Below are 18,399 nucleotides of genomic sequence, written 5' to 3'. Positions count from 1 at the left end.
TTGCCATCAAATTTTGCAATCGCCGAGGATGGGCCCACCCTACCGAAGCGCAAGAAGGACCGTACGCACTGGCTCTACATCATGGTCATCATCGCCGTCATCGCCGGTGCTGCCATCGGGCTCATGGCCCCCGAAGCAGGCAAGGCCCTTGAGCCACTGGGCAAGGCCTTCATCGCACTCATCAAGATGATCATCGCCCCGATCATCTTCTGCACCATCGTCCTGGGTGTGGGTTCCGTGGCCAAGGCCGCGACCGTCGGCAAGGTCGGCGGCATCGCATTGGTCTACTTCCTCATCATGGCGACCTTCGCTCTGGTCATCGGGCTAGTCGTCGGCAACCTCATCCACCCCGGTGAGGGACTCAAGCTCGAACCCTACGAGGCTGCTGCCGGTGGCGAATCCAACGGGACCGTCGATTTCCTCATGAGCCTCATCCCAGGCAGCATCCCGGTCCTGCCGACCCTGGTCCTCGCCCTCCTCGTCGGCTTCGCGCTGCAGTCGATGGGCAAGGCCGGCGAGCCCGTGCTCACCGGCATCAAACACATCCAGGCCGTCGTCTTCAAGCTCATGATGATGATCATGTGGGCCGCCCCTGTCGGTGCTTTCGGTGCGATTGCCGCAGTCGTCGGCAAGACCGGCTGGGCCGCGATCGGGTCGATGGCCGTCCTCATGGGCGCCTTCTACCTCACCTGCGCCCTATTCATCGTCATCGTCCTGGGCTCCATCCTCAAGATCGTCACCGGGCTCAACATCTTCCTGCTGCTGAAGTACCTGGCCCGTGAGTTCCTGCTCATCTTCTCCACCTCTTCCTCGGAGTCGGCGCTGCCGCGTCTGATCGCGAAGATGGAACACGCTGGAGTCTCGAAGCCCGTCGTGGGCATCACCGTACCGACCGGATATTCATTCAACCTCGACGGCACCGCCATCTACCTGACCATGGCCTCACTCTTCGTCTCCACTGCCATGGGCATGCCGATGAGCCTGCCCGAGCAGATCTCGCTGCTGGTGTTCATGATCATCGCCTCGAAGGGCGCCGCCGGAGTCTCCGGTGCGGGCCTGGCAACCCTGGCCGCGGGCCTGCAGTCCCACCGCCCCGAGCTGCTCGACGGCATGGGCGTCATCGTCGGCATCGACAAGTTCATGTCCGAGTGCCGTGCCCTGACGAACTTCACCGGCAACGCCGTGGCCACCCTGCTCATCGGCAAGTGGACCCACGAGATCGACCTCGACCAGGCACGTGCAGCACTCAATGGCTCCAGCCCGTTCGATGAGCTCTCGCTTGAGCCCGATGCTCACGGTTCAGCTGCAGAGGCCACCCCATCTGCCTCGGTTGCAGACGAACCGGATGAGAAGGGCCGGGTCACCGTCAACGCCTGATCGCCGAAGCAGCAGTCACCATCAGACGCGGGCGCCGATATTCCCCAACAGGGAGTATCGGCACCCGCGTTGTTTCGGCACCAACCGAACCGAATCGGTGACATGCTGAAGCCAGACGACAAGACATCTTTGAACGAAAGAGGGTATGGCTGTGGGTGCCAACTCCCCGGGCACGACCAACACCACCGCCATCCGTGGCACCCTCGGGCTGGCGCTGGCCATGGGAATGGGCAGGTTCTTCTACACACCCGTCCTCCCCCTCATGGTCGCGGCACTGCACTGGAGCTCGGCTCCAGGTGCCTGGATCGCCACACTCAACTACGTGGGATACTTCATCGGCTCCCTGGTCATTGCCCGCGGCTGGGTTGAACCCACCCGAGGCGTCTACCGGTCCAGTCTGATTGTCTCCACCCTGTGCCTGGCCGCCATCCCCCTGACCTCGAATCTGATCTGGCAGGGATCGGTGCGCACGCTGGCCGGAATCGCCTCGGGCCTCATCTTCGTCTGCATCACCCAACGCATCCCGTTCGTGGCCCGCAGACCGGTCGATTCCGGCCTCGTCTATGCGGGAATCGGCACCGGCATTCTCATCTCCGGGGCCATCGTTCTCAGCGCTGGCAGCCTCGTTGGCTGGCGCGGACTCTGGATGATCTGTGCCCTGTTCAGTGCCGTGTTCACCGTCATCGCTTGGGCTTGGCCCATGTCGGCGCCCGGCGAAAGCAAACCGGCCGCTCAGCCCGCCGAGGTGGTCGCCGCAAGCGATCACCCCGAATTCATAGCCGTATCCCCGAGGTTGCGCCGGGCCATGGCAGTGCTCACAGCAGGCTACTTCTTCCAAGGTTTCGGCTACATCATCATCGGCACCTATCTGGTCGTGCTTGCCAAGCCTGTCTTCGGTGAGACGGCAGCCGCCTCGACTTGGGTTGTCGCTGGTATCGCGACGGCGGCCTCACCGTTGATCTGGTCGAACGTCGCAGCCCGCATCGGCACCCGTCGAGGCCTCGTCGTCTGTTATTGCCTGCAGGTCGGCGGGGCTGTTCTCGCGGTCTTCGGCACCAATCCGGTCCTGCTCCTCATCTCCGCGGCACTGTTCGGTGGGACCTTCGTCGGGGTGGTCATGATGACCATCGGCGAAGGAACGCAGATGGGCATCACCGCGGCTGCCGCGAAGCTGACGACTTGGTACAGCCTCGGCCAGATCGTCGGGCCCGCCCTGATCGCCCTCGTCCTCAGCGAGACCGTCGTCGGCAGCTTCATCGCCGCCGCGATTGCTCTGCTTCTGGCCATGACCTTGACTCTGCTCGGTTCGCTGGCCGGCAACGGCAAGAGATGACCACCGAGGCGACCGGGGCCCTCCCGTACCCACCCAACGACACCTGTTGCATCGTCCCCGCTATGATTGATACTGCAGGATAAGTACTGATCACACCGAGGAAGGCGCACCGCGATGGCGAAGCTGAAGAAGATGGTCTCGGCAGTAGGTTCCATCAAGGACTTGGGCAGCGCCCGGGCCGAGTTCGACGATGCCTCCCGCATCCTTCCAGACGAGGCGATCTTCCCACCCGACGACATTCGTCCGGCAAACACCGAGGCGAGTACTCTCCTGCTGCGGATCATGCATGCCACCGGGTCACAGGGGACCACGAGCCAGGGTGACACCTTCGCCGTCATCCATATCCCAGCGGCGAAGGACTTCGCGGCTGGGATGACGCTCAACCCTTCCGCACAGATCGAATCGAGTCTGACCTTCGCCACCATCGCTGATGAAGGTGGTTGGCCGGTCATCGTCGCCATGGTCGAAGACATCCTCGGTGTTCGCATCGATCACGTGGCCGAACTCGAATCGGCGGCACTGGGTCAGGTCGTCACCGAGCTCGGCGGTCTGCCGGTCTACAGCCGAGCAGGATTTTCCGCAGAAGGAATCGACTTTGTCGAGGGCACCAACCATCTCGATGCCGACACCGCGGGAGTCTTCGCCTCGGCCGATCCGATCGACGATGCCGGGCAGACACGGACCCGCAATCAGCGTGCAGCACTGCGTGCGCTCATCCATGCGCTCAAGACTGGCGGTCTGGCCAAGGACCCCAACAAGGGGGCCACTGTGCTCGGTCATTTCGCCAGCGGTATCCACCACGATAAGGCCCTGACGACACTGGAGCTGGCCAAGATCGCCAACAGCCTCCGCCAGCTTGAATCAGATGACATCGCCGTCGTCACCATCCCCACGACTTCCCGACGAGACGACGAAGGCACCGTCATCATTGACCTCGATGCCGAGGCCATGCCTGCGCTCAAGGATGCGCTGGCCGGCACCGACCTGCCGGACTTCTTCCGGTACCTGGTGTCGCTGGGGTACTGAGGCCCGGCTACTTCTTGGTCATGATGAACACCGTGGCCGAACTCGCCGCGAGGTCGATCTTCAAGTCGTTCCCTTCTGCGTCGGCGCCAGCGGTCTTCGTCGACCCACCATAAGGAACAGTATCCGGCAGAGGATTGGCCGGGATGACCTGCGTAGCACTTTTTGCCTCATTCGAAGGCCCGTAGACCTGAGAGACCCTCTCGACTGAGAACCCTTCCGGCATCTGCATGTTCACAGGGTTTCCACCCGACTTCTCCGCGTCGTTGGCGTTGATGACTGTGGTCACCAGGGTCTCGCCATTGTTCTTGACCACGGTGTACGCGCTCATGTTCCCGCCACCTTTGACGGCTGTGTTCGTGAACGTTCCACCGATACTCGGAACCAGAAGACGCACCCCGGCCATGTGAGGTCGCCCTTGGAATGTATCGGATCGGGAGCCATGATCGGCAGGGTCACAGACCAGCGACATCGGAGCTCCCCCATTGCAAGCCCCCAGCATCGAGTGCATGCTCATGCGTTCAACGCCGAGAGTCGCTGCATAGAGCGTATAGTCTGCCGCCCACAACGCCGAGGCGTTAGTCAGCGAGGTGTCGTTCGTTCCCGGACAACTGGTGGTGCCAGTCTCTTCGAGCCACAGCGGAAGCCCCGCCTCATCCGCGTGATCCTTACCGATACCGAGGTTCTTCTGCGCCGACTTCTTCGCGAGCGGATCAATGAGGTTTTGCGGTTCCGGACCGCGGCCGGGAACTTTATCGGAGTCACATTCGTACGTTTGGTACCAGTGTTGGGAGAGTGCAGCTTTATTGGTGACATCGGAATCGGCAAACGCGTCCATCCATGCACCGTCGTAAACATCAGGACCGATGATCGGAGCATCGGGACGCTCAGCATGAATCGCTTTCCCATAGGTCTCGAGCTGCTTCACGTACTCCTGCTTATTCCATCCCTTGTCACGTACGGATCCGCCCGGAACATCTTTGATCGTGTACCCGTTTGGTTCATTTCCAATAGCCAGACCAACCAAAGAGTCGCCAAGGATGTCGACGGCGTGAACGGCCATATCGACACCTTGCTTCGGGGCGTACGTGCCCAGGGGAATCCCCATCGTCACCGTTGAACCGGTGGCATCGACGAGCTTCTTCAAGCGTTTCAAATCCTCAGGTGTGACAACGACTTGATCAGACTTAGAAGGTGATGCGTGATCGGATGTCCAGAACAAGCGTCTGTCGAGTTCGTTTCCGCCGAAGCGCAGCGCGGGAGACCCCAGCGAATTGAGCAGATCGTCAAGGTTGGAGGCATCGGGGTCCAACCGTTTGTCGGCGAGCGCTGTGGACTCGAGCGAGAGGCCGATGTTGTTCGCACGGAAATTGTTATGTGTCTTCTTGTTCGACACGGAGAGAGTGGCTTCCGAACCACGAGCGTCGGAGACAAACGCCTGCTCGAACACGGTCGGCGTCGGACTCGAGTTCGAGCTGTGGTCGGGCGATGAGCCGAGGGTGCATGCGCTGAGGAGAAGGACCATCGTCACGGAGCAAGTAGCAATTGCTCGTCTGATCAACATCGTCCGATATTTCCCTTCTGGACGCCGGACTCGCAGTATTGCTCAATACTCACTAACAGCCTATAAAATAGAAGATGATCCTTCTATCGGCTGCTCAAGATTCACAACCACACGGGCAGTGAGTCTCGAATGGACGATCTGGGTAGCAGCCGGGTGGAGGAGGGCAATTCACCACGAATGCAATCAAATTGTTCGATGCTCCGAAACAAACTGGCCCCCAGTTCTACAGGCAGTCGGGTAGATTCTCAGAAGGCACACCCGCAGTCGCCCGATCCAACGTCGAGAAAATTCACTTCGATGCGACCCGATTCTGAGATGATCGCAGGTAAACAGGTTTGACTAGCGTAGTCATTCTAACCTGGTGCTTTACCCCGCCGGGCACAGACAGTCCACTAACGGCGTGGAACTCCGATCAGCGATCAAGAGGAGCCAGCGTGTCCGACGTCGTCAAGGTTGCGCTCACCACGAACCTCCCGGGACTCACACCGACCACAGCCAAGCGATCGAGATACGGACCCTTGACTACGCTGACCATATATTCAGAGCTAAGCAACAAAAGTAAGGTGTCATGTCAAAATCTTTAGAGAATCCAAGTCACTATCCCGACCCAGACCCGTCGGATTACGGCAACGGCGGACAACCGGAACGGATGGCCAAGACGCTCAAACCGCGCTGGGTATTCGCCATCGCCCTCGGCTCCGCCGTCGGCTGGGGCGCATTCATCCTCCCCACCGACTGGTTGGCCATAGGCGGACCACTGGGAACGCTGGCCGGCTTCACCATCGGAGCCGGGCTGATGCTCATCATCGCTGTCAGTTACGGCTTCCTCATCCGCACATTCCCGGTCTCCGGCGGAGAACTCGCCTATGCGCTCATTGCGTTCGGACGCGTTCACGCCTTCTTCGCAGGATGGTTCCTCACCCTAGGCTATGTCTGCATAGTCGCACTCAATGCCTCTGCCTTGGCACTGCTGTTCCGCAAGATCATGCCCTCCGTCATCGAACAGGGCTATCTCTACACCGTCGCTGGCTGGGACGTCTATCTTCCGGAAATCATCATCTCCATCACAGCACTCGTCGTATTCGCCGTCCTCAACATCAGAGGCACCGCGTTGTCAGGTCGAATCCAGTTCTGGGCCTGTGTCCTCATGATCATCGCCGTCGCCGCGATCATGATCGCAGTCATCGCCAGTCCGTCGACTCATTTCGCCAATATGTCGCCTGCGCTGCCAGACGGAGTCAGCCCCATTGCTGCGATCATTGCGATCGTCGCCATCGCGCCCTGGGCCTTCATCGGCTTCGACAATGTCCCACAGGCCGCGGAGGAGTTCGACTTCTCCCCAGTCAAGGCCCTGCGACTCATCGTCCTTGCAATCGTGACCGCCACAGCTCTGTACATGGCGATGCTGGTGTCGACGTCCGTGGCCGAGCCCTGGCAGGCTCTCGCGAATTCAGGATCCGCGTGGGGCACCGCAGATGCCGTCACCGGTGTCATCGGAGGCTCCGGGCTGTTCCTACTTGCCATCGCCATCACCATGGGCGTGAGCACCGGTCTTAACGGCTTCTATGTCTCGGCCAGCCGAGTTCTCCTGGCAATGGGTCGTGCACAGATGATTCCTCCCGCATTCGCTCGGCTTCATCCCAGATACAAGACCCCGCACGTGGGGCTCTTCGCGGTGATGATCGTGTGCCTCATCAGCCCGTGGTTCGGCCGTGCCGCACTGACCTGGGTAGTCGACATGTCGTCAATCGGCGTGACGATCGCGTACCTCTACACATGTCTATGTGCGTTCCGGATCTTCCGTCCGACCCATGAGGCTCGTGATCCGGATGCGCTGTCCGGCATGTACTCGACGACAAAGAAGGTCCTCAGCGGCGCGGGTGCCGTGATCGCGGTCATTTTCATGCTGCTACTTCTCGTCCCCGGTTCTCCCGGTGCACTGGGCAAGGAATCACTCATCGCCTTGGCTGCTTGGGTCGTCATCGGGGTTGTCTTCTTCCTCTCCCGGATCCGCCATAATAGGAAACTGACAGACCTTCAGGTCGACCGCCTCGTCCTCGGCGACATCCGCCCGACGGCCACCAGGTTCCACGAACGCGCACGCATGCGTCGCGAGGGTGCATTTCCCATCAGCGACTGAGATCGGTCGGCTGTTGCTCGCGACTCGCGAGCATCAGTGGGCCAGAAGCAACGTCTTGCCGTGACATTGCGACCGGTCCAAGACTGTGATTCTGAAGGCAAAAGGGGCTAAAAAATGTAAGGAGGGGCTCAACTACTGCCCACACCAGCACATAGACCTCTCAATGCTGCCCGATCGATGTTGGCACAAGAAGGATAGGTGAGGATCGGATCCGAACCTGTGCCAGTCCCGACGATTCCAATGTCAGTAGAACTCCTCGGTGCAGCCACTAGTGACTCAAGTTTTCGCGCGAAATGATACTCGCCGTTAGCTTCGGCGGTTGCTGAAACCCTTATCAGCGCGTCACTTGTGACGATCGGGGCCTTCGCCGCGCTGTCAGTAGACGACCCATCTCAGCAGTTCCGCGTCGATCCCCTCACGATAGAGTGAGGTCCAGAGCATCCCGCCGAGATGGGTGCCCAATCGGCCATGAGGTGTTCGCTGATTTCACGACACCCAGGATTCTCAAGAGTTCCGACCCTCTTCCTGTCTCACCGAATGCCTCCGCCACTCCACGAGTTCGTGGTGAACCCACGAGTCTCAGCACTCACGTGTAGACGGTCCAGGGCCGTGACGACGACGGCGAGGAGAGGCGATGTCGAGGAAACCGGTCGGACAGGTGCTCGAGACCGCCGACGCTGCGGGGCTCGATTAGACGATGTCAAAGACCGTCCCGACTTGTCGAGCACGGCGGTTACGTGCGCGGTGCCTCCTACTATGTAGGAGGCACCCGGTGATCAAGACCGACACACAGACCAAACACAAGCTGCGCGAAACAGGCGCGACTGCCCTTCTGGACGCGTTCGGGTCCCAAGACGAGCACCTCACTATGGGGTTAAGCTTCGATGAGCGGCTACAGCTGATCATCGTTGAAGCCCGTTCCGGGTTCAACCGCGCCAAAGTGGGCGCTCATTCGTAAGGCTTGGCCCGGCAACTGACCTGCGTCAACTCGACAGAGTCAACGACCGAGGCCCGGATATGAACGTAATGGCGCGGCTGGCTACCTGCGGGTACATCGAGCGTGACCAAAACGTCGTATTCCAAGGGTTCGCTGGTTCCGGGAAGTCCTATTTGGGGTGTGCACTTGCCAAACGAACTCGACACCGCCGGCTTCAGACCGATTCGTCACACCTGTTTACGATGAGTCTGATTACCACCTAGACCAAATGGAACGACGAATCGATTCAAGCCTCGCCACATGGTCAGGAATGGCGTCCAGAACGTAAGCTTTGTTTAGCGTTGATTCATCAACACTAGTACCTTCTCCAGCGTGAACAGTACGCTCGAGTTTCGCCATTGCGCTTGGCTCAAACCATTGCTGCCAAGCCGTACGTTCGTGAAGCAGCCTCTCCATGGATCCTTCGGAAGTATCCCAGGTGCGGATCCGACGCTTCCGCATCGTCGAAGTGGATTCTTCCATCGTCGCTTTATAATATGGAGTGCTTTCCCATTGTGGAATCAATTCGCGCGAAAGAGCCCGCTGAAATTCCTTGCTAAGACGCTGCTCGGGAGTGAGATCAATGCAATTGCGCACGAAGACCGGATTCAGCAAAAGGACAAAAGACGATGCACTCAACTGTGCGTTGATCCAGCGCCGGAACTTTGAGTGCATTTGAAATACGTTAAGTGCCGTAGCATCCAAATGCCCCAGGCTTCGGGTAAATTCCACTTGATGTTCAATAAAGGACAAAAATGCGGTGCGGGATCTCTCAGTATTAACTCGGCCTGCAAAAGCATTAGCAACTCGATCAACGGGATGCGGAAGTTCGCGAGCCATTTTTAAGAATTTCTCAGTCGAGTAGTAGATGCCGTGCATCAACTCGCCGTTGGCGCCCCCAACGGTTAACCGGGATCTTGCTGGCGGACGCCGAACTGCAGCTTTGAGATTCCCGGGGGCGAAATCGCCATCCCACATCAACATAGCCTGGGCAAGTCGATCTTCGATGGAATAAGTAGACAGTCTTGCCGGACTCGGTTCCGTCACCTTGTAGGTGATATTGCGCTCTTCCAAGGTGCGTTCTTTTTCAAGCGTCGCCATCAGCTGGCGAGCAATGTCGACTTCACCCTGAAGAGTACCTGCCGTCTGAACGGTTGCGGGTTTACCTCCCACGATCCACGCGGCCGCCGTCACTCGGGAATCCTGACCGCCTGAGAGATAAACTACCGGCGCCTGGATAGCAATTTCGCCACCGTTCGCGGTAACTACTGCCAGCGAGTCCGCTACAGACCGGACATTTGGTTCCGAGGCTCTATATCCGTAAAACTCTTCGTCGGTCGCATAGCGATATCGTTGCACGGCTCCGTCGGCAGTTGCTTTCACCACCTCTGACGGACCGAGGCGGCGCACAGTCGAGACGGGAGAAGCATCCTCTGGCCAAAACCCCACTTGGGACAGGACGTCGCATCCATACATATCGATTTCCAACCCTTGGTTGGCAAACAGAGAGGTCATTCCGATATGGTTGCCCACCGCTACGAAGTCCTCGTTTTGGACGACATATGCCCGCCCGAAACCAAACAAATCGTTCCACGCTTGGAAAGTTCCATCATTGCGCATCTCAAGACCGAAGTAGCCAGGCTGGACATTGGATCGCCCAGAATCGACGCGAAGCGCAGTCCGAGCCCAGTTTTCCCAGCCAGATCGTGGAACCTTCTCCGTATAGGAGACGGGCGGCTGGGAGAGCGCGATAATACCCTCTCTATCTTCGATCCAAGTGGGTGCGTCCCAGGTCTGAGCAGTGCTGCGAGCATTGAGCACAGCTCGGCTATCTTCTAGGACACTAGCCTTTCCTTCAAGGTCATAGGCTTCTCCGCCCATCTCCAATGCAGCCCGCCACAACGCAGGAAGAAGGTGCCGGCCCCGCGCCGACAAAGCAACTACTCCGAAGTTTATATTCACAATTCTCCATACTTCTTATACCCACGCCAACGCAGTGCGGTCTACTCGGTCCTTTTGTATATTCCAGATTGCTTAGCTTCTGTGTCTCAAGCCGAGAAGTCGCAAAGTCATAGTACCAATCATAACCGCGTCGCCGCGGACAAGATTCAGATACTTCGAAGGCACCAGCGCCCTGTCCCCTCGGCCGAAGAACAGGACGTGGGTCATCATCGGTAAAGCCTGTGATGAAGCTAAATATTCAACCCAAAAAGGCAGGAAACGCGCTCGATGGTGATGATCACAGCCGAGTTTTTGGATAAGGGCACCGTCCCGTTCAAATCTGATCCGCCGATATTGCTCAATGAGCTTCATACGTCTAGTCTTCAAATTCTACACGCTATTGGACAACCGGCCTCGGCAGGTTGTAGAAGCATTCGCAAGACACCGGGCAAGCGCGAAAATTGCTGAGACACTGACCAGAGCAGCCGTAAATACCACGACCGGCTTGTCTTCAGTTGTTACGCATAATAAAAACAGTGACAGAGCTCGCCGCGATATCGATTTTGAGTTCGCTGTTATCCGGATTCGAGCTGGCTGAAGGTGTCGCATTGCCAGACTTGCTCGGACTGCTGTATCGAATTTTGTCCGGCAGAGGATTGAACGGAATCACCGAAGTTGCATTCTTTGCTTCATTCGATGGGCCATAGACCTGGGAGGCACCGTCGACAGTGAATCCGTCCGGCAGGTCGAGCGTCACCGGATTGCCACCCGATTCAGCTGCGTCGTTGGCATTGATGATTGTTGTCACCAATGTATTACCACCGTCCTTTGTGACCGTGTATGCACTCATATTTCCGCCACCCTTGACACTGGTATTCGTGAACGTTCCGCCAGTGCTCGGCACCAGCAGCCTCATCGCGGCCAAATGGGGCCGACCTTGGAACGTGTTGGATTTCGTTCCGTGGTCGGCGGGATCACAGACGAGTGACATCGGCGCGCCCCCGGTACAGGCGCCTAGCATTGAATGCATGGCCAAGCGTTCCACTCCAATAGTCGCTGCATGAAGCGTGTAATCAGCCGCCCAGAGCACTGAAGCGTTGGTCAGCGACGTGTCGTTTGTGCCCGGGCAACTCGTCGGACCAGTTTCCTCGAGCCAGAGCGGAAGATTGGCAGCGTCAGCTTTGCCCTTTCCGATGCCGAGGATCTTCTTTGCATCATTTTGTGCTGCCGGGGATACCAAATTCTGGGCTTCGGGTCCGCGCCCCGGCACCTTATCGGAGTCACATTCGTACAGTTGGTACCAATGCTGAGAGATCGCTGCTTTATGCCTGACGCTCGAATCGGCAAACGCCTCCATCCACGCAGCGTCATAGACATCAGGACCAATGATCGGGACACCTGGACGTTTGGAATGTATCCTTTTTGTATATGCCTCGAGTTGACTGACATATTTGGCTTTCGTCCAGTCGCTGTCTCGCACGGCTCCGTTCGGAACACCTTCGATCGTGTACCCGTTAGGCTCGCTTCCGATTGCCACACCGACCAGAGATTCACCGAGGATATCGACCGCATGCACGACCATATCTGCTCCACGTGCGGGGTCGTAGTCTCCTAGCGGAATACCCATCGTGACGGTAGAGCCCGTGATGTCGACTCGCTTCTTCAGCCGCTTGAAATCATCGGGGGTAACCATGACTTGGTCGGATCTCTTCGGCTTCTCTCCTGAAGAGGTCCAAAACACTCGCCGGTCCAATTCGTTCCCGCCAAATCTCAACGCCGGTGATCCCAAAGATTTAAGTAGTACTTCCAGATTTGAACTTTCTGGATCCAGCCGAGGATCGGCAAGAACCGTTGACTCGAACGAAAGGCCAATATTGTCAGCCTCGAACCGAGCGTTCATCCCCGCTTTGGTGATTTCGAGGACCGCTAGTTTCCCAGTGGCTTCGTTGCCCGGCACCTGCCGGAATTCAGTCGGAGTCTGGGAAGAGCTGTGACCAGAACCGCGCTGGTCTCCAGGAGTGCCAAAGGTGCACCCCGCGAGCTAAAAGGCGGAAATGAGAAGTGACATGTACAGGCGCAATTGGCGCAATCGAATCTTGTCCCCTCGTGATCCTGCGTGTCGGTACAACCTTGTCTTATATGGAGCAATCCAAGTCAACTCGCGTGTGGTGCTATTGAGCGATGCGCGTAGCCAATTGAACATCACCTAATCGATGCTATTCTCGCGTTGAAGGAAATCATCTGCCCTAACTACGCAGCCGAGGCCGTATCATGAAAGTATTACTTGCTCCGAGCAATGTCGCAAACCAATCAACATCAATCGCAACCGGGCTACGCGGACTCGGGCATGACGTGCAGATTTGGAACTATGGCCCGAGTCCAAACGGATTCCTCGTTGATCGCGAATTCAACCCCGAAACCCCGAGCGACTATTACAATATACTCGAAGCAAGCCTGCACGAAGACTTCGACGTCTATCATTTTCAAACGGCCCGCTCCCTCATTCCCGACCGAGGCGGACTTCCACAGATGTGGGATCTACCGCTTCTACGATCTCTTGGAAAAAAGATCGTCACGTCGTTTCACGGTTCGGACATAAGACGTGCAAGCCACCACGTTGCTGAAGATCCTTGGAGCTTCTATCGATTCGCGGACATACCATGCGACGAAGAGAAGATTGACACTCGACTAGCCATTATTCGCACCTATGCCAATCATATGACCGTATCCTCTGTCCTAGATGCCGTCTACGCGCCGGATGCAGCATACATACCGAAGAGCCTGAATCTCAATGACTACGCTATGTCGGCCTTGCCAAACCCCAGCCGCCCCGTCGTCCTCCATGCCACACGGCGTCGAGCAACCAAGGGCACAGACATCATTGAGGCTGGACTTGAAGAGCTCCAACGGAAATTCAATTTCGAAATCAAAGTCGTCGAAGGAGCTTGTCACGCGGATCTGATTCACGAGATCAAATCTGCAGACATCGTAGTTGAGAAACTACTTGGAGGTGATGCCGGAGTTCTCTCACTTGAAGCAATGGCTCTGGGACGCGTGGCTGTAGCCCGAATTCGAGACGAAGTGCTCAACCAGCATCCAACCATGCCGATCGCGAGCGCTGATCCCAAAACCTTTCAGGGAACAATGGCGAAGCTCCTCACGTCCCCACAACTTCGCCAAGAACTTGCAGACGCCGGGCGCGTTTATGTTGAAACCACACACTCCGCAAATTCCGCAGCACAAAAACTGCAGGAAATGTACAGATCCCCATGCAAACGCGTATCCCGTCCACACCCAGATTGGGGAAGCGACCCATCACCAAGAAAACTCGAATCTGCATACGCCCGCATCAGAAACCTAGAAGAAAAGCTCGCCAGAAATAATACATCGCTACGTAAGCGCCGATAGCACTAAAAAATCAACATTGAATCTGATGGAGATGTACTGGCTTAGGCCGAGAAGGAAGATCCGTCACAACTTCAAGTTCACAGCCTCTGTCGCAAACCTTCAAACTTCTCCTGACCTTTGACCTCTTCCAGCGCGTCCCTTACATACTGCATATATTCCGGAACCGAAGGAACCCGATGCCCGGGACCAAGGTCAGGTGTATAAGTCTTCAGGCGTTTGCGCTCTCCTGTTTCCTCAAAAGCACTCACAAACGGAATGAAATGATCCTTGTAATGCTGATCGTCACCAGGATTTTGAATTAGTACTACGTCCTGATCAAAACCTATACCTCGATAGCGTTTGATAACATCCATCCGCTCGGCATTCTGATTGTCATCTTTTACAGTATCGCGCCCGAAGCAGCTCCAATGAGCGGCTTGCGCAATGCGCGGGACGTATTCGTCAATCTGAATTTGAGGGTTGAAAGCCACCACATAACTTCCCGCTAGGTATGAAGCTACCTGCAACGAGGCAAATGCGCCTCCTGAGTTGCCGACGAGGAGGACGTCTTTAACGCCCGCATGCGAGGCGACCGTGCTGATCATCTTCGCGATCTCAAAATGAAGATTCACTTCTTCCGTACCAGTGAACCACCCGAGAATCATTCTCGAGTCGAGATCCAATGTTGGATCTGAAAAAAACATGAGCGGCCCGGAATCCAGCTCGCCCATAGACCGCAAGCGCTCGTATCGCGGCAGGGTAAATCGGGTGCGGTCCGTTGCACCGTGGAAGTACACCGTCAAGACTTCTCCCGTGCAACCAGTTATATATGACGACGGCACCAATTGCCCGTGGTCAACGCTCCAAATGTACGGCCGGTTAGGCGCTACAGGCAGCTCGTCCGAAGACACGGATGTTACCACGGGTACTTCATAATCTGGTTGCACAAAGCCGGAATTTCCCCAATTCACAAGGCCGGTCCTCCGTAGGCCCGAAGAAGTCGTTCTTGCACTAACTAGTTCCTTGAGGTCTGCTCCACCGACATCGACCATCGCAGCACCCAATCCGTGGTCCCTCAATCCGTGGACGTTCAGTTCCTGGGCAGTTTCTAGTAGCTTCTCCATTCCAGCTTTGCGGGATTCCAGGTTCCCTCCTGCCTCACGAATCTGCCTCTTGGTTGCGATGATCGCCTCTCGCACCGCCAAGCGCTGCTCTAGGGCCTGTTCCGGACTGAGCTGACCGGAGGCAGCCCGGTTGATGGCCTCGGAGACACTTGTCTCAGGATCACTGTCGCCAGGGAAAACGACCGACCTGTCCGGAGTGACGACCAACAGTTCGTTCATATTGCTGTGGTTCATTTGGACAGCAAACTCCGCACCGAAATAGTCGATCCTTGGAGCCAATGCTGCCTCCGTCTCCTCGGTCACGTCAGCTATGACGGTAGTCGCCCGGGCGCTCTTCCCAGACATCGGGACTCGAATTCTCCAAGCTAATCGTGCGCCATGTTCATCCAGGATGGGCTCTATGACGGAATCGCGAACCTGTCGACTGACCACGGATATACTCACAATTCGATTTTGAGATCTGAGCACGAACCCTCGTCGGACCATCTCCACCTCGACATCAGGAGCAACCATCCATTGTTGAAATGCGTCGAACTTATCGGATGATCGCAGTACATCAGAAACCACTACATAATTGCCAGTCCTGACAAAAACGAAGTGTCGCCGCCATTGAACCGGGAGATAAGCAGTGTTGTTCACAACGAAGCCATCCACTTCGCCATCGTCGTATTCTCTGATCAGTTCGGCACGACTGTGTTCTCTATATCGTCGCCCGTCGACAAGGATATTTGAGTGGCAATCTGCATCGACGAGCAACGAATCTGCAGGGTCAATTATCCAGTCTCGACCTTGTGAAGAATACGTTACGCGCGATGCATCACGATGAGATTTACGGCCACGGACTGGACCCAACAGGATACTCGTTGCGGTCTCGTCTTCAACATTCCGCTCAGTCTCTCCCCAACCGCTATGCAACATCACCGGGCCCACCGGAATCACCGAACGCAAGGCAGCTGGGGGAGATCCTTCCTTCCCCCGGCTAATTACGTATCGCGTGGGGGCGTCTAAATCGAGTTCAGCAAAATCTGGCAGCTCCTCACCAAATGGTATGAAGCGACCTGTAGGAGATAATAGATGCGGAACAAAAGCGGTAGCACGAACTCGAGTCATCGCGTCGGAGGCTTTGTCCACACCAACCCCGCAAAGGACATCGCCCCAAGCTGCCTTGGCCTGGAAAACCGCGCGCAGATCAGTGCAGGACACATAGCCACTATCGTGAAACACCTCCATCGCCGCGTTTTCTACAAGCTCCTCGACTTTGCGGCGAGGAGCTCCAAGACGATGCATGAGGCTCAGTTCAATGCGAAGTATCTCCAAACGTCGAACGCCGTCTAGAACCTCAGCGCCCACCTTGCCCAATTGCTGCAGATGAATATCTGCAAGTTCTATTTCTTGATCGCTTTGCCCCATACCGAGTGCCAAAGCAGTCGACCGTTGGATTAACACACTGGCTGCCCACGCGACCGAAGTACGGTCCCGAGATTCTTCAGACCTGCTCCAGGCGTCAACGATGTGGCTCCAAGCCTGCCTGGATGCGCCGTTAGACGGGGATCGTCTCAAAACGTCAACCCACCGCAAAGAATGCAACACCAGTTTGTCCCCACGCGATAGTGTCAACGAATCATTAAACGTATGAGTGTCGAATACGTCAACGCGTTGCGCGCTCAATGTCAGTGCGCCTTCGACCAGATCTCGGCTTACATCGTCGTCAGACCTGCGTGGACTGAAGAAACCTTTATTCAGGTCGTCCAGTTGCGCCTGCAAATATACATTCTCAGCGATGGTCACCGAAGGCCTATGCGAGTCATGAACTTGTTTGACGTGCTCATTGAGAGCTCGTACATGCTTACCTATGTAATCGATCCAAATAGCACGATTGAGAAACGACTCGTGCACTGGTGCTGCCTGCCCCTTACGAACCAGGTCAGTAAATTTACTCACTCGGTCAGTCTGCAGGTACAAGGGCCATGTTTCGGATTCGCGCAACGTCGTAAAAAAGTAATCTGGGTCGGTGTCGAATGTAGCCAGCTTCTTGGCCATCGAAGCTTTGGACTCTTCGGCGCTCGCCTTGTAATAGGGGACAGACGCCCAAGATGGTATGGCCTTTTCAACTAGCGAGGTTGGCATCTTCTTGCTGACATGGTCGCTAGGACTGGTGTCAAACGCCGCCCGCACGAACGCTGGGGCTGAAAGCATAATTGCTGAAGTTGAGTTTAGGGCCTGATTTCCCCAGCGACGGTACTTCTCGTTGAGATAGAGGTAGTCAAGTGCCAGTATGTCTTTTCGTCCATCAGCTATAGATTTTTCCCAGAGAATTTCGAAATAATCACTCATGCTTTCCGCAGAATATTCTGTGACGGACGCGGATCCGAATTTGCGTTTTGCATGTAACATCGGATTGCGCCCAAGAATATTACTACCATACTCGTCAAGATGATCGTAGTAGTATCCGTGGGTGATTTCTCCCCCGACGCCGCCTATATTTAACGCAAGCGCACCAGTCGGCGTCGGCACGTTGGAACGCATATTAATCGGAGCAGCGTCGCCATCCCACATGAGGAATGCTCTCTCCAAGCGATCCTCAAGCCTCATGGTTATCGACGTCGATTTCCTATATGTAATTTCGTGACTCACACGATCGTCTTGTCCGTTGGTGTCGAAGAAATCCTTCATCAAGATGCTTGCAAGCTCTGCTTCTCGCTGAAGTGTCCCTGTGGTGACAACCCGCGCACTGTTACCAGAGCTGAGCCAGATTGACGCGGTCATCCTGGAATCGCGGCCCCCGCTCAACATGACAGTTGGAGTACGAACGCTCAGTTGGTCAAGATTCGCACCGACGATCCTGGTCTGGTCGACCACTGCTTCGTAGTCTGGCATTTGGTCGCGGCTACCCACCAGGTCTCGCAGGTCGTTGTGTTCGTAGATCCTGGCTGAGCCATCCGGGTGTGCCTCTATTACGGATCCCTCGCCCAGCCTTCTGATACCGACGATCGGAGAGTCATTTAGAGTGAACCACTCAGTATGCGCATAACGAGACACTGAATTGTGGTCCATCTCGATTGGTCCGTCGACAAAATACGCAAGTATACCGATGTGATTCGACGCTGCTACGAAGTCAGGCGTAACCACATAGTAGCAACGCCCAAGACCCAATACATCAGACCAAATTTTGACGGTACCCTCAACGGTCCGATGTATTCCGAAATGATTTGGCAGTAGCCGACCATAATCACCACGCCGAACTAGCTGTCCCACGACATCCCAATAATTGTCAGCATCAGTCAATGTGTCAATCGGAATGGGTGGCTGAGAAACCGAGATAAGATCGCCGGCATCTTCATGCCAGGTTGGGGGCAACCAAGTGCCTGAGACACCGTTTGCGTTGTAAATGGCGGCGCCATCATCCACCCACTGACTACCTACAGAATTTGGAAAGATCGATTTAGCATCGCTGACGGCAGCATCAAAAAGATACCCCAGTCGACCTTTGGCGCTGGTGTTCCTTGCCACACAGACGAAATTTATGTTCAAGAT

General features: G+C 56.3%; 12 protein-coding genes. 7 read left to right on the top strand and 5 right to left on the bottom strand.

Going from position 1 to position 18,399, the window contains the following annotated elements; genetic code table 11:
* The first annotated feature begins 81 nt into the window (after positions 1–81).
* The 3 genes from JFC13_RS13350 (at position 82) to JFC13_RS13340 (ending at position 3,736) form a co-directional block, all read left to right on the top strand.
* On the top strand, positions 82–1,377 hold the full coding sequence (locus JFC13_RS13350; RefSeq protein WP_232488620.1) for a cation:dicarboxylate symporter family transporter: 1,296 nt from the start codon (positions 82–84) through the stop codon (positions 1,375–1,377).
* Positions 1,378–1,522: 145 nt separating this feature from the next.
* The gene (locus tag JFC13_RS13345) at positions 1,523–2,710 is read left to right on the top strand and encodes a YbfB/YjiJ family MFS transporter (protein ID WP_198397562.1); all 1,188 of its coding nucleotides are present in this window, start codon (positions 1,523–1,525) and stop codon (positions 2,708–2,710) included.
* A 114-nt stretch (positions 2,711–2,824) separates the two neighbouring features.
* Positions 2,825–3,736 carry an LCP family protein gene (locus JFC13_RS13340; protein WP_198397561.1) on the top strand — a complete coding sequence of 304 codons (912 nt, stop codon included), beginning with the start codon at positions 2,825–2,827 and terminating at the stop codon, positions 3,734–3,736.
* 7 nt (positions 3,737–3,743) lie between these two features.
* On the opposite strand, the gene JFC13_RS13335 is transcribed toward JFC13_RS13340, so the two are convergent.
* Positions 3,744–5,258 (bottom strand): hypothetical protein, encoded by a 1,515-nt coding sequence (locus tag JFC13_RS13335; protein WP_232488619.1) that lies wholly within the window; start codon positions 5,256–5,258, stop codon positions 3,744–3,746.
* A gap of 607 nt (positions 5,259–5,865) precedes the next feature.
* Here JFC13_RS13335 and JFC13_RS13330 point away from each other — a divergent pair.
* The 3 genes from JFC13_RS13330 to JFC13_RS19395 all read left to right on the top strand — a co-directional run bounded on the left by JFC13_RS13330 (position 5,866) and on the right by JFC13_RS19395 (position 8,637).
* Positions 5,866–7,437, top strand: coding sequence for an APC family permease (locus tag JFC13_RS13330; RefSeq protein WP_198397560.1), 1,572 nt, complete (start codon positions 5,866–5,868; stop codon positions 7,435–7,437).
* 772 nt (positions 7,438–8,209) lie between these two features.
* Positions 8,210–8,395: a hypothetical protein gene (locus JFC13_RS19400; protein ID WP_232488594.1), complete on the top strand. Its 186-nt coding sequence runs from the start codon at positions 8,210–8,212 to the stop codon at positions 8,393–8,395.
* 59 nt (positions 8,396–8,454) lie between these two features.
* A complete protein-coding gene (locus tag JFC13_RS19395; protein ID WP_232488593.1) occupies positions 8,455–8,637 on the top strand; it encodes an ATP-binding protein in 183 nt (60 codons plus the stop codon).
* Here JFC13_RS19395 and JFC13_RS13320 read toward each other — a convergent pair.
* The 3 genes from JFC13_RS13320 to JFC13_RS13315 all read right to left on the bottom strand — a co-directional run bounded on the left by JFC13_RS13320 (position 8,627) and on the right by JFC13_RS13315 (position 12,311).
* Positions 8,627–10,375: a hypothetical protein gene (locus tag JFC13_RS13320; protein ID WP_198397559.1), complete on the bottom strand. Its 1,749-nt coding sequence runs from the start codon at positions 10,373–10,375 to the stop codon at positions 8,627–8,629. The two genes, JFC13_RS19395 and JFC13_RS13320, sit on opposite strands and share 11 nt — an antisense overlap.
* 72 nt (positions 10,376–10,447) lie before the next feature.
* The gene (locus tag JFC13_RS19390; RefSeq protein WP_232488592.1) at positions 10,448–10,726 is read right to left on the bottom strand and encodes a hypothetical protein; all 279 of its coding nucleotides are present in this window, start codon (positions 10,724–10,726) and stop codon (positions 10,448–10,450) included.
* A gap of 139 nt (positions 10,727–10,865) precedes the next feature.
* The gene (locus JFC13_RS13315) at positions 10,866–12,311 is read right to left on the bottom strand and encodes a hypothetical protein (RefSeq protein WP_198397558.1); all 1,446 of its coding nucleotides are present in this window, start codon (positions 12,309–12,311) and stop codon (positions 10,866–10,868) included.
* Between the two features lie 314 nt (positions 12,312–12,625).
* Between JFC13_RS13315 and JFC13_RS13310 the strand changes: the two genes are divergently transcribed.
* Positions 12,626–13,762 (top strand): glycosyltransferase family protein, encoded by a 1,137-nt coding sequence (locus JFC13_RS13310; RefSeq protein WP_198397557.1) that lies wholly within the window; start codon positions 12,626–12,628, stop codon positions 13,760–13,762.
* A gap of 77 nt (positions 13,763–13,839) precedes the next feature.
* On the opposite strand, the gene JFC13_RS13305 is transcribed toward JFC13_RS13310, so the two are convergent.
* Positions 13,840–18,396, bottom strand: a complete 4,557-nt coding sequence (locus JFC13_RS13305) for a heparinase II/III domain-containing protein (RefSeq protein ID WP_198397556.1) — start codon at positions 18,394–18,396, stop codon at positions 13,840–13,842.
* Positions 18,397–18,399: the final 3 nt, after the last annotated feature.

Source organism: Brevibacterium antiquum (genome assembly GCF_016107655.1).
GTDB lineage: Bacteria > Actinomycetota > Actinomycetes > Actinomycetales > Brevibacteriaceae > Brevibacterium > Brevibacterium antiquum.
Note: the sequence above shows the minus strand (reverse complement) of the source record. Positions and strands in the feature narration are given on the sequence as shown.

What these genes read in the sequence shown, in the direction of transcription:
- JFC13_RS19390 (WP_232488592.1), bottom strand. Translation starts at nt 10,726, where the DNA reads ATGAAGCTCATTGAGCAATATCGGCGGATCAGATTTGAACGGGACGGT.
- JFC13_RS13310 (WP_198397557.1), top strand. Translation starts at nt 12,626, where the DNA reads ATGAAAGTATTACTTGCTCCGAGCAATGTCGCAAACCAATCAACATCA.
- JFC13_RS13335 (WP_232488619.1), bottom strand. Translation starts at nt 5,258, where the DNA reads ATGGTCCTTCTCCTCAGCGCATGCACCCTCGGCTCATCGCCCGACCAC.
- JFC13_RS13330 (WP_198397560.1), top strand. Translation starts at nt 5,866, where the DNA reads ATGTCAAAATCTTTAGAGAATCCAAGTCACTATCCCGACCCAGACCCG.
- JFC13_RS13350 (WP_232488620.1), top strand. Translation starts at nt 82, where the DNA reads ATGGTCATCATCGCCGTCATCGCCGGTGCTGCCATCGGGCTCATGGCC.
- JFC13_RS13345 (WP_198397562.1), top strand. Translation starts at nt 1,523, where the DNA reads ATGGCTGTGGGTGCCAACTCCCCGGGCACGACCAACACCACCGCCATC.
- JFC13_RS19395 (WP_232488593.1), top strand. Translation starts at nt 8,455, where the DNA reads ATGAACGTAATGGCGCGGCTGGCTACCTGCGGGTACATCGAGCGTGAC.
- JFC13_RS13340 (WP_198397561.1), top strand. Translation starts at nt 2,825, where the DNA reads ATGGCGAAGCTGAAGAAGATGGTCTCGGCAGTAGGTTCCATCAAGGAC.